The sequence below is a fragment of the Kitasatospora sp. NPDC059146 genome (assembly GCF_042786665.1).
GTDB lineage: Bacteria > Actinomycetota > Actinomycetes > Streptomycetales > Streptomycetaceae > Kitasatospora.
This window is the reverse complement of record NZ_JBHZCY010000056.1, coordinates 17,470-31,193: the sequence shown is the minus strand read 5'-3', so window position 1 is coordinate 31,193 and position 13,724 is coordinate 17,470. Positions and strand designations below refer to the sequence as shown.

Sequence of the window (13,724 nt, the reverse complement as noted above, 5' to 3'; positions counted from 1 at the left end):
GGGCCACCGGCCGTCCCCGGTGGCCCGAACGCCCAGTCCCCACTCAGCACGTCATCCGTCGGAGGCAGACCGTGATCCCGTTGTCGTTCGCGCAGCAGCGGCTGTGGTTCATCGAACAGCTGGAGGGCCCGAGCGCGCTCTACAACACCCCGTTCGCCGTCCGGCTGACCGGTGGGCTCGACGCCGCCGTCCTCACCCTCGCGCTGCGCGACGTGCTCGCCCGGCACGAGGTGCTGCGCACCACCTTCCCCGCCGTCGACGGCCGCCCGCAGCAGTCGATCGCCGAGCCGCAGAGCCCCGCCGTCACCGCCGTCGAGGTGGCCGCCGTCCCGGTCGCCGACGAGGCCGAGCTGACCGCCCGGCTCACCGCCGCGGCCGGGCACGTCTTCGACCTCGCGACCGAACTGCCCATCCGCTGCTCGCTGTTCTCGCTCTCCGCCGAGGAGCACGTGCTGCTGGTCCTGATGCACCACATCGCCAGCGACGGCTGGTCCGTCCCCCCGCTCTTCCGCGACCTGGACACCGCCTACCGGGCCCGCCTCACCGGCGCCGCGCCGCAGTGGGAGCCGCTGCCCGTCCAGTACGCCGACTACACCCTCTGGCAACGCGAACTCCTCGGCGAGGAGGACGACCCGGAGAGCGTGGTCGCCACCCAACTCGCCCACTGGCAGCGCGCCCTGGCCGAGGCCCCGGAGGAGCTGGCCCTCCCCTACGACCGGCCGCGACCCGCCGCGCCCACCCGGCTCGGCGGCGCCGCCGAACTCGCCCTGGACGCCGAACTGTACGCGGAACTGGCCGAGTTGGCGGCGAAGGAACGGGCCAGCCTGTTCATGGTCCTCCAGGCCGCCGTCGCCACGCTGTACACCCGGCTCGGCGCCGGCACCGACCTCCCGCTGGGCACCGCGGTGGCCGGGCGCACCGACGAGGGCCTGGCCGAGCTGGTCGGCTTCTTCGTCAACACCCTCGTCCTGCGCACCGACACCACCGGCGACCCCAGCTTCCGCGAGCTGCTGGCGCGCGTGCGCCTCCTCGACCTGGACGCCTTCGACCAGCAGGACGTGCCCTTCGAGCGCCTGGTCGAACAGCTCAACCCGGCCCGCGTCCCGGCCCGCCACCCGCTCTTCCAGACCATGCTGACGCTGGACAGCGACGAGGACCTCCCCGCCGACTTCGCCGGGCTCGCCTGCCGGGAACACGTCCTCGACCAGCACCTCGCCAAGTTCGACCTGTCCTTCGCCTTCGTCGAGCAGCACGACGCGCAGGGCGTCGCCAACGGCCTGACCGGCGCGGTGGAGTACGCGGCGGACCTCTTCGACCACACCACCGCCGCCACCCTCGGCGAGCGCCTCGCCCGGGTGCTGCGGGCGGCCGCCGCCGACCCGGACGCGCCGATCGGCACCATCGAGATCCTCGACCCGGCCGAGCGCGAGGACCTGCTGACCGGCCGGCACGGGCCGGTGGCGCAGCTTCCGGCCGGTTCCGTGCCCGAGCTGTTCGAGGCGCAGGCCGCCGCAACGCCCGAGGCCGTCGCCCTGGTCGCGGTCTCCACCGAGCTGACGTACGCCGAACTCAACGCCCGGGCCAACGGTTTGGCGCTGCGCCTGGCCGAGGCCGGGGTGCGGGCGGAGACCCCCGTCGCCCTGCTGCTGGAGCGCTCCCCCGCCCTGGCCGTCGCCCTGCTGGCGGTGCTCAAGGCCGGCGGCAGCTACGTCCCGCTGGACGACGCCCAACCGCAGGAGCGCCTCGCGGCCGTCCTCGCCGACGCGGGCGCCCGGATCGCCGTCACCGACCGCGACCACCCCGCACTGGCCGGACTGACCACCCTCACCGTCGGCGAGGAGACCGCGGAGAACCTCGAACTCGCCATCGCGGACGCGCGGTTGGCCTACGTCATGCACACCTCCGGCTCCACCGGCACCCCCAAGGGCATCGGCATCACCCACCGCGCGATCGTCGACCTCGCCCTCGGCGGGGCCTTCACCGGGGAGCACCTCGCCCGGGTCGCGGTGCACTCCCCCACCGCCTTCGACGCCTCCACCTACGAGTTCTGGGCCCCGCTGCTCTCCGGCGGCCGTCTCGTCATCGCCCCGCCCGGGCGGCTCGGCGTCACCGAACTCGCCGACCTGCTCGGCCGGCAGCAGGTCTCCGGCGCCTTCATCACCGCCGGCCTGTTCAACGTGCTGGCCACCGAGGCCCCGCAGTCCTTCGCCGGGATGCGCGAGGTCTGGACCGGCGGGGACATCGCCTCACCGGCGGCCATGCGACGCGTCCTGGAGGCCTGCCCCGGGCTGAAGGTGGTGAACGCCTACGGCCCGACCGAGGCCACCACCTTCGCCACCCTCCGCGCGATGACCTCCCCCGCCGAGGTGCCGGCCGCCGTGGTACCGATCGGCCGGCCGCTGCCGAACAGCCGGGTGTACGTCCTCGACGACGCCCTGCGGCCGGTCCCGGTCGGCGGGCCCGGCGAGCTCTACCTCGCCGGGCACGGCCTGGCCCGCGGCTATGTCGGCCGCCCCGCCCTCACCGCCGAACGCTTCGTCGCCGACCCGTACGGCGCCCCCGGCAGCCGGATGTACCGCACCGGCGACCTCGCCCGCTGGACCACCACAGGAGAACTGGAGTTCGTCGGTCGAACGGACGACCAGGTCAAGGTCCGCGGCTTCCGGATCGAACTCGCCGAGGTGGAGGCCGCGTTCGCCGCCCACCCGGCCGTCCGGCAGGCCTTCGCGACGGTCCGCCAGGACCATCCCGGTGACAAGCGCCTGGTCGCCTACGTCACCGGCGACGCCCCGCTCGACGAGCTGCGCGCCTTCGTCACCGACCGGCTGCCCGGCTACATGGTCCCCGCCGCCGTCGTGCCGCTGACCGCCCTCCCGGTCAACTCCAACGGCAAGGTCGACCGCCGCGCCCTCCCCGCCCCCGACTACTCCGCCGCCACCCCCGGCCGGGCGGCCCGCAACGCCACCGAGCAGACCCTGTGCGCGCTCTTCGCCGAGGTCCTCGGAACCGCCGAGCCGAGCATCGACGACAACTTCTTCGACCTGGGCGGGCACTCCCTCCTCGCCACCCGGCTCACCAGCCGCATCCGCACCGCCCTCGGCACCGAACTCCCCCTGCGCACCCTCTTCGACCACCCCACCATCGCCGCCCTCGCCCAGCACCTCGGCGCGGACACCACCCCGGGCCGGGCCGGGCTGACGGCGCGCACCCGCCCTGAGCCGGTACCGCTCTCCTACGCCCAGCAACGCCTTTGGTTCATCGACCAGTTCGAGGGCCCGAGCGCGCTCTACAACACCCCCTTCGCGCTCCGGCTCACCGGCCCGGTCGACACCGGGGCCCTGGCCGCCGCCCTGCACGACCTGCTGGCCCGGCACGAGGTGCTGCGCACCCTCTTCCCCGTCACCGACGGGCAGCCCCACCAGCTGGTCACCGACTCCGTCGAGCCCACCCTGACCGTCACCACCGTCGCCGACGAGACCGAGCTGGCCGGGCTGCTGGACCGGGCGAACGCGCACGCCTTCGACCTCGCCACCGAACTGCCCCTCCGGGCGGCGCTGTTCTCGCTGCCCGACGAGCGGCACGTGCTGCTGCTCCTGCTGCACCACATCGCCAGCGACGGCTGGTCCGTCGCCCCGCTCTTCCGCGACCTGGGCGAGGCCTACCGGGCCCGCCGCCACGGAGACGCGCCCCAGTGGGAGTCGCTGCCCGTCCAGTACGCCGACTACACCCTCTGGCAGCGCGAACTCCTCGGCGACGAGGAGGACCGGGACAGCCTGATCGGGCGGCAACTCGCCTTCTGGCAGGCGTCCCTGGCCGACGCGCCGGAGGAACTGGCGCTGCCCTACGACCGGCCGCGCCCGGCCGCGCCGAGCCACCGGGGCGAGCTGGTCGAGTTCACCGTCGACGCCGAACTGCACCAGCGGCTGGGCGAGTTGGCCACCGCCAACCGGGCCAGCCTGTTCATGGTCCTGCAAGCCGCCGTCGCCACCCTCTACACCCGCCTCGGCGCCGGCACCGACCTCCCGCTCGGCACCCCCGTCGCCGGACGCACCGACGAAGCCCTGGACGACCTGGTCGGCTTCTTCGTCAACACCCTCCTGCTGCGCACCGACACCTCCGGCAACCCCAGCTTCCGCGAACTCCTCGACCGGGTACGGCAGTCCGACCTCAACGCCTTCGAGCACCAGGACGTGCCCTTCGAGCGCCTGGTCGAGCAGCTCAACCCCACCCGCACCCCGGCCCGCCACCCGCTCTTCCAGACCCTCATCGCCCTGGAGAACCAGGCGAAGGCGCCGCAGACCTTCGGCGGCCTCCCATGCGGCGAGCTGGAGTTCGACCTCAACGTGGCCAAGTTCGACCTCTCCTTCGGCTTCGCCGAGCTGAGCGGTCCGGCCGGACCAGGCGTACCGGGCGGCCTCTCCGGCGCGGTGGAGTACGCGGCGGACCTCTTCGACCACGCCACCGTCACCACCCTCGCCGAGCGCCTGCTGCGCGTCCTCCGGGCCGCCGTCACCGACCCCGACGCGCCGATCGGCACCATCGAGATCCTCGACCCGGCCGAGCGCGAGCAGCTGCTCACCGGCTGGCACGGGCCGGTGGCGCAGCTTCCGGCGGGCACCGTGCCCGAGCTGTTCGAGGCCCGGGCCGCCGCGACGCCCGAGGCCGTCGCCCTGGTCGCGGGCTCCACCGAGCTGACGTACGCCGAACTCAACGCCCGGGCCAACGGCCTGGCGCTGCGCCTGGCCGAGGCGGGCGTCGGCACCGAGACCCCCGTCGCCCTGCTGCTGGAGCGCTCCCCCGCCCTGGTCATCGCCCTGCTCGCGGTGCTCAAGGCCGGCGGCAGCTACGTCCCGCTGGACGACGCCCAACCGCAGGAGCGCCTCGCGGCCGTCCTCGCCGACGCGGGCGCCCGGATCGCCGTCACCGACCGCGACCACCCCGCACTGGCCGGACTGACCACCCTCGCGGTCGGCGAGGAACGAGCCGCCAACCTCGAACTCGTGCCCACTGGCGAGCAGTTGGCCTACGTGATGCACACCTCCGGCTCCACCGGCACGCCGAAGGGCATCGGCGTCACCCACCGCTCCGTCGTCGACCTCGCCCTCGGCGGCACCTTCGCGGGCGGCGCCCACGAACGCGTCCTGGTCCACTCGCCCACCGCCTTCGACGCCTCCACCTACGAACTCTGGGCCCCGCTCCTCTCCGGCGGCCGTCTCGTCCTCGCCCCGCCCGGACGCCTCGGCGTCACCGAACTCACCGACACCCTCCAGCGCGGTGGCGTCACCGCCGCCTGGCTCACCGCCGGACTGTTCAACGTCATGGCCACCGAGGCGCCGACCCTCTTCACCGGCCTCCGGGAGGTGTGGACCGGTGGCGACGTGGTCTCCGCCGCCGCCGTCCGCCGCGTCATGACCGCCTGCCCCGGCCTGGCCGTGGTCGACGGCTACGGCCCGACCGAGACCACCACCTTCGCCACCCACCACCGGATGACCACCGCGGCCGAGGTGCCGGACAGCGTCCCGATCGGCCGCCCGCTCCCCAACACCCGGGCCTACGTGCTGGACGACGCCCTGCGGCCCGTCCCGGTCGGCGTCCCCGGCGAGCTCTACGTCGCCGGACACGGCCTGGCCCGGGGCTACGTCGGCCGCCCGGCCCTCACCGCCGAACGCTTCGTCGCCGACCCCTACGGTGCCCCCGGCAGCCGGATGTACCGCACCGGCGACCTCGTCCGCCGCACCACCGAAGGCGTGCTGGAGTTCCTCGGCCGCGCCGACGACCAGGTCAAGATCCGCGGCTTCCGGATCGAGCTCGGCGAGGTCGAGGCCGCCCTCACCGCCCACCCCGCCGTCCGCCAGGCCCTCGCTCTGGTCCGCGAGGACCGGCCCGGCGACAAACGCCTGGTCGCCTACGTCACCGGCGACGCCACCCCCGGCGAACTGCGCGCCTTCGCAGGCGAGCGCCTCCCCGGCTACATGGTCCCGGCCGCCGTCCTCGTCCTCGACGCCCTCCCCGTCACCCCCAACGGCAAGGTCGACCGCCGCGCCCTGCCCGCCCCCGACTACACCGGCACCCCCGAGGGCCGCGCCCCCCGCACCAGCACCGAGCAGACCCTCTGCGCCCTGTTCGCCGAGACCCTCGGCCTGCCCGCCCTCGGCATCGACGACGACTTCTTCGCCCTCGGCGGCCACTCCCTCCTCGCCACCAAGCTGATCAGCCGGATCCGCACCGCCCTGGACGTCGAACTCCCCCTCCGCGCCCTCTTCGACCACCCCACCGTCGCCGCCCTGGCCACCACCCTGCCGACCGTCGACACCCCGGCCCGCCCGGCGTTGCGCCCGCAGGCCAGGCCCGCCCTGGTGCCGCTCTCCCCCGCCCAGCAACGCCTGTGGTTCATCGACCAGTTCGAGGGCCCGAGCGCGCTCTACAACACCCCGTTCGTCGCCCACCTCAGCGGAGAGATCGACCCCGAGGCCCTGGCCGGGGCCCTGACCGACGTGGTCGCCCGCCACGAGGTGCTGCGCACCACCTTCCCGGCCACCGACGGCCGGCCGCACCAGCTGATCGCCGCGCACGCCGAACCCGCCCTGCACACCCGCACGGTGGCCGACGAGGCGCAGCTGCGCGCCGCCGTCGCCGAGGCCACCGGCGCGGTGTTCCGGCTCGCCGAGGACCTGCCGATCCGGGTCTCGCTGTTCTCGCTGAACGCCGAACGGCACGCCCTGGTCGTCCTGCTGCACCACATCGCCAGCGACGGCTGGTCCGTCGGCCCGCTGCTGCGCGACCTGGACACCGCCTACCGGGCCCGCCTGGCCCACACGGAACCCGGCTGGCGGCCGCTGCCCGTCCAGTACGCCGACTACACCCTCTGGCAGCGTGGCCTGCTCGGCACCGCGGACGACCAGGACGGCGCCCAGCACACCCAACTCGCCCACTGGAAGCAGGCCCTGGCCGAGCTCCCGGAGGAGCTGGCGCTCCCGTACGACCGGCCGCGACCGGCCGCCCCGAGCCACCGGGCCGGGACGGTGGAGTACCGGCTGGACGCCGAACTGCACCGACGGCTCAGCGAGTTGGCCGCTGCCAACCGGGCCAGCCTGTTCATGGTCGTGCAGGCCGCCGTCGCCGCGCTGTACACCCGGCTCGGCGCCGGCACCGACCTCCCGCTCGGCACCCCCGTCGCCGGACGCACCGACGAAGCCCTCGACGACCTGGTCGGCTTCTTCGTCAACACCCTCGTCCTGCGCACCGACACCTCCGGCGACCCCGGCTTCCGCGAGCTGCTGGACCGGGTCCGCCGCACCGCCCTGGACGCCTTCGAGCACCAGGACCTCCCCTTCGAGCGCCTGGTCGAACAGCTCAACCCCACCCGCACCCCGGCCCGCCACCCGCTCTTCCAGACCGTCCTCACGGTGAGCAGCGGCCCGGCCCCCGTGCTCACCCTGGGCGGGGTCAGCGGGGTACTGGAGGGCGCGGGCGAGTCCCAGGCGCACTTCGACCTGAACTTCAACTTCACCGAGCAGCACGACGCGGACGGCACCCCGCTCGGCGTGGCCGCGGCCGTGGAGTACGCGGCGGACCTCTTCGACCACGCCACCGTCGCCACCCTCGCCGAGCGCCTGCTGCGCGTCCTGGAGGCCGCCGCCACCGACCCGGACGCGCCGATCGGCACCATCGAGATCCTCGACCCGGCCGAGCGCGAGCAGCTGCTCACCGGCTGGAACGACACCGCCGTCCCGATCGCCGACAGCACGCTGTCCGAGCTGTTCGAGGCCCGGGCGGCCGCCACCCCCGAGGCGGTGGCCGTGGTGTCCGACACCGGGCGGCTGAGCTACGCCGAACTCGACGCCCGGGCGGGCGCCCTGGCCGCCGTGCTGCTGGCCCGCGGGCTGGCGGTGGAGGAGCCGGTCGCGATCCTGATGGACCGCTCGGCCGAGCTGGTGACGGCGATCCTGGCGGTCACCAAGGCGGGCGGCACGTACGTCCCGCTGGACGCCCGGTACCCGCTGGACCGGATGCGGCACATCCTCGCCGACACCCGGGCGCAGCTCGTCCTGGTCGACCCGGCCCACCGCGACCACCCGGTCCTCGACAGCGGCACCGACGGCACCGGCACCGGCCTCACCGCCCTCGACGTCACCGAGGCCCCCACCGGCCTCGCCCCCGCCGCCCGGACCCCCAACGCCCAGACCCCCGCCGGCCGCCGCTCCCACCCCGGCCAGCTGCTCTACGTGATGTACACCTCCGGCTCGACCGGCCTCCCAAAGGGCGTCGCGGTGACCCACCGCAACGTCGTCGACCTGCTCACCAACCCGCACTTCCACCAGGGCCACCACGAGAGCGTCCTGCTGCACTCGCCCACCGCCTTCGACGCCTCCACCACCGAGGTGTGGGCCCCGCTGGTGACCGGCGGGCGGATCGTGCTGGCCGCCCCCGGACAGCTCGACCTCCCCGCGCTGGCCGCGACCATCACCCGGCACGCCGTCACCCTGGTGCAGGCGCCCTCCGGTCTGCTGCGCCTGATGGCCGAGGAGACCCCGGAGGCGTTCCGCGGGGTGCGCCAGGTGTGGACCGGCGGTGACGTGGTGCCCCCGGAGGCCGTCCGGCAGCTGTTCCGGGCGTGCCCGGAGACGGACGTGGTGGCGGTGTACGCGCCGACGGAGACCACGGCCATCAAGACCACCTTCACCATGACGCCCGGCGGGCACGTCCCGGCCGTGGTGCCGATCGGCCGCCCGCTGGCCAACACCCGGGCGTACGTGCTGGACGACGCCCTGCGGCCCGTCCCCGCCGGGGTGCCCGGTGAGCTGTACCTCGCGGGCAACGGCCTGGCCCGGGGCTACGTCGGCCGCCCGGGCCTGACCTCGGAGCGCTTCGTGGCCTGCCCGTTCGGCGGCAAGGGCGAGCGGATGTACCGCACCGGCGACATCGTCCGGTGGAGCGCGGACGGCGTGCTGGAGTTCCTCGGCCGCGCCGACGACCAGGTGAAGATCCGCGGCTTCCGGATCGAGCCGGCCGAGGTGGAGGCGGCGCTGGCCGCCCACCCGGCGGTCGGGCACGCGGTGGCGACGGTCCGCGAGGACCAGCCCGGGGACAAGCGCCTGGTCGCCTACGTCACCGGCGACGCCACCCCCGGGGAACTGCGGACCTTCCTCGCCGACCGGGTGCCCGGCTACATGGTCCCGGCCGCGATCGTCACCCTGGACGCGCTGCCGGTCACCGCCAACGGCAAGGTGGACCGCCGCGCCCTGCCCGCCCCCGACTACTCCGGCACCCCCGAGGGCCGCGCCCCCCGCAGCACCGCCGAACGGGCCCTGTGCGCCCTGTTCGCCGAGACCCTCGGCCTGCCCGCCCTGAGCATCGACGACGACTTCTTCGCCCTGGGCGGCCACTCCCTGCTCGCCACCAAGCTGATCAGCCGGATCCGCACCGCCCTGGACGTCGAACTCCCCATCCGCGCCCTCTTCGACCACCCGACCGTGGCCGCCCTGGCCGGCCACCTGGGCGAGGGCACCGGCCCGGTCCACGCCCGGCTGCTGCCCCGGCCGCGCCCGGAGCTGGTCCCGCTCTCCCACGCCCAGCAGCGCCTCTGGTTCATCGACCAGTTCGAGGGCCCGAGCGCGCTCTACAACACCCCGCTCGTGCTCCGGATCGACGGCACCCTGGACGCCGACGCCCTGGCCGGCGCCCTGGCCGACGTGGTCGCCCGGCACGAGGTGCTGCGCACCACCTTCCCCGGCGCCGACGGCCGGCCGCACCAGCTGGTCGCCCCGAGCGCCGAACCCGCCCTGCACACCCGCACGGTGGCCGACGAGGCGCAGCTGCGGGCCGCGCTGGCCGCCGCGAGCCGGGAGGCCTTCGACCTGGCCGTCGAACTCCCGCTGCGGGCCACGCTGTTCTCCCTGCCGCAGGGCGAGCAGGCACTGCTGGTGCTGATGCACCACATCGTCAGCGACGGCTGGTCCGTCGGCCCGCTGCTGCGCGACCTGGACACCGCCTACCGGGCCCGCCGCGCGAACGCGGAGCCCGACTGGCGGCCGCTGCCCGTCCAGTACGCCGACTACGCCCTCTGGCAGCGCGAGCTGCTCGGCGCGGAGGACGACCCGGACGGCGCCCAGCACCGCCAACTCGCCTACTGGCAGCGGGCGCTGGCCGGTCTCCCGGAGGAGCTGACGCTCCCCTACGACCGCAAGCGGCCGCTGTCACCCACCCGCCGCGGGGACACCGTGGAGTTCCGGCTCTCGGCCGAACTCCACGCCTCCGTCGTCGAGTTGGCACGGGAGAGCCGTACCAGCGTGTTCATGGTGGTGCAGGCCGCGTTGGCCGCCACCCTGGGCCGGCTGGGCGCGGGCACCGACATCCCGCTCGGCACCCCGGTCGCCGGACGCACCGACGAGGCGCTGGACGAGCTGATCGGCTTCTTCGTCAACACCCTGGTGCTGCGCGCCGACCTCTCCGGCGACCCGAGCTTCCACGAGCTGCTGGAGCGGGTGCGGCAGGCCAACCTGGACGCCTTCGAGCACCAGGACGTGCCCTTCGAGCGGCTGGTCGAGGTGCTGAACCCGGCCCGCTCGACGGCCCGGCACCCGCTGTTCCAGGTGATGCTGACCTTCGCCGCCGGGCCCGAGGCCGAGGCCGCCCTCGACTTCGCCGGCCTGCCCGCCCGGGTGGAGCCCTCGGCGGCCGAACTCGCCAAGTTCGACCTGGCCTTCGGTTTCAGCGAGCGGCTGGCCGCCGACGGTTCCCCGGCCGGGATCGGCGTGGTCGTCGAGTTCGCCGAGGAACTGTTCGACCCGGCCACGGTGACGGCGGTCGGCGAGCGCTTCGAGCGGCTGCTGACCGCCGTGCTGGCCGATCCGGCCCGCCCGGTCGACGCGGCGGAGATCCTCGACCCCGCCGAGCGGGCCCTGATCCTGGACCACTGGAGCGCGCCCACCGATCGGCCGGCGGCCGCCGAACCCCGCACCCTCCCGGAGCTGTTCGCGGCCCAGGCGGCCCGGACCCCGCAGGCCGTGGCGGTGGTCGACGAGGACGAGCGGATCGACTACGCCGAACTGGACGCCCGGGCGAACCGGCTGGCCCGGCTCCTCGCCGCCCGCGGCGTCGGCCCCGAGCGCCTGGTGGCGCTGGCGCTGCCCCGCTCGGTGGAGCTGGTGGTCGCCGTGCTCGCCGTGCTCAAGGCCGGCGGCGCCTACGTGCCGATCGACCCGGACTACCCGGCCGACCGGATCGCCTACACCCTGGCCGACTCCGCCCCCGCGCTGCTGCTCACCACCACCGCGGCCGCCGGCCGACTGCCCGACCCCCAGCTGCCGTTGCTGCTCCTCGACGCCCCGGGGACGGCCGCCGAACTGGCCCGGACGCCCGCCGAGGCCCCCTCCCCCGCCCCCGCGCTCGGCCCGGACCACCCGGCGTACGTCATCTACACCTCGGGCTCGACCGGCCGGCCGAAGGGCGTGGTGATCCCGCACCGCAACGTCGCCCGGCTGTTCGCCGCCACCGACCACTGGTTCGCCCCGGGCCCGCAGGACGTCTGGACCCTGTTCCACTCCTACGCCTTCGACTTCTCGGTCTGGGAGCTGTGGGGCGCGCTGCTGCACGGCGGCCGCCTGGTCGTGGTGCCCTTCGGGACCAGCCGTTCGCCCCGGGAGTTCCTGGAGCTGCTGGTGCGCGAGCGGGTCACCGTCCTCAACCAGACCCCGTCCGCCTTCTACCAGTTGATGCAGGCCGACCAGGAGGAGCCGGAACTCGGCTCCCGGCTCGCCCTGCGCCGGGTGGTGTTCGGCGGCGAGGCGCTCGACCTGGCCCGGCTGGCGCCCTGGTACGAGCGGCACGCCGAGGACGCGCCGGTGCTGGTCAACATGTACGGCATCACCGAGACCACGGTGCACGTCTCCTACCGCCCGCTGGACACCGCCACGGCCGCCGGGCAGTCCCGGTCGCTGATCGGCGCCGGCATCCCGGACCTGCGGCTGTACCTGCTGGACTCCCGGCTGCGCCCGGTGCCCGCCGGGGTGCCCGGCGAACTGTACGTCGCCGGGGCCGGCCTGGCCCGCGGCTACCTGGGCCGCCCGGCACTGACCGCCGAGCGCTTCGTCGCCGACCCGTTCGGCGCCCCCGGCACCCGGATGTACCGCACCGGCGACCTGGCCCGCTGGACGGCCTCCGGCGAACTGGACTACCTGGGCCGCATCGACGCCCAGGTGAAGATCCGCGGCTTCCGGATCGAGCTGGGCGAGATCGGCTCGGTGCTCAGCCGCCGTCCCGAAGTGGCCTCCGCCGCCGTGGTGGTGCGCGAGGACACCCCGGGCGAGAAGCGCCTGGTCGGCTACCTGGTGCCGGCCCCGGACGCCGGTGCGCCGGACCTGGACGCGCTGCGCACCCACCTGGCCGCCGAGCTGCCGGACTACATGCTGCCCGCCGCCCTGGTGCCGCTGGAACGCCTGCCGCTGACCCCCAACGGCAAGCTCGACGAGCGGGCGCTGCCCGCCCCCGAGCCGGGCCGGGCGGGCGGCGGCCGGGCGCCGCGCACCCCGCTGGAGGAGGTGCTCTGCGGGCTGTTCGCCGACGTGCTCGGCCTGGAGCGGGTCGGCATCGACGACAACTTCTTCGAGCTGGGCGGCCATTCACTGCTGGCCGGGCGCCTGGTCGCCGGGCTGCGCGAGCTGACCGGCAGCGCCGGACTCGGCGTCCGGGCGCTGTTCCGGGCGCCGACCGTCGCCGGGCTGGCCGACCTGCTGGCCGCGGCCCGGGACGGCGCCCCCGCCGAGGAGGACTTCCCGGTGCTGCTGCCGATCCGCACCCGCGGCACGCGCCCGCCGCTGTTCTGCGTGCACCCGGCGGCCGGGATCAGCTGGGTGTACACCGGCCTGCTGCGCCATCTGGACGCCGAGCAGCCGATCTACGGCCTCCAGGCCCCCGGCCTGGCCGACCTCTCCCGCCACCCGGCGAGCCTGGCGGAGATGGCCCGCGACTACCTGGCCGAACTGCGCGCGGTGCGCCCCGAGGGCCCGTACGCCCTGCTGGGCTGGTCCTTCGGCGGCCCGGTCGCCCACGCCGTGGCGGCGCTGCTGCGGGAGCAGGGCGAGCGGGTCGACCTGCTCGCCGTGCTGGACGGCTACCCCGAGCTGGACGAGTACGCCCGGATCACCGGCGCCTCCCCCGACCGGATCACCGGCGGCTCCCGCCCCCGTTCCACCGACGGCTCCCCCGACCGCGACCCGGCGCTGCTCGCCGCGATCCTGGAGTCCCTCGGGCAGCAGGCCGGCGAGATCACCGACTGGCCCGCCGACGAGGCGGGCTACGCCGAGCTGGTCCGGCACGGCGCCGGCCCGCTGGCCGGGCTGAGCGGCGCCGGGGTGGCCCGGGTGGTCGAGGTCTTCCTGGCCAACCTGGCGCTGGCCGGCGACGCCCCGCTGCCCGGCTACGACGGCGACGCGCTGGTCTTCGTCGCCGCCCAGGACCGCCCGGCCGACGCCCCCGACCCCGAGAGCTGGCGGCCCCACGTGGGCGGCCGGCTGGAGGTCCACCCAGTGCCCAGCACCCACGGCGCGATGACCGGCCCGGAGGCCCTCGCGGTCATCGGCCCGGTGCTCGCCCAGCGCCTGCGCGACCCCGCGCAGGCCCCAACGCCCCGCCCCTGAGCCTCCCCTCACCACCGCACCACCCCGCACCACCGCGACACCCCCCGCACCACCACGCCAAGCGGCCGCGACCCGGCCCACACGAGG

The 13,724-nt window shown here is 75.2% G+C and carries 1 protein-coding gene; it reads left to right on the top strand.

Annotated features, from left to right (window positions below; genetic code table 11):
- The first annotated feature begins 71 nt into the window (after nt 1-71).
- Entirely contained in the window at nt 72-13,637 is a 13,566-nt protein-coding gene (locus ACFXPX_RS23420) for an amino acid adenylation domain-containing protein (protein WP_380643044.1), read from the top strand.
- The last annotated feature ends 87 nt before the right edge of the window (nt 13,638-13,724 follow it).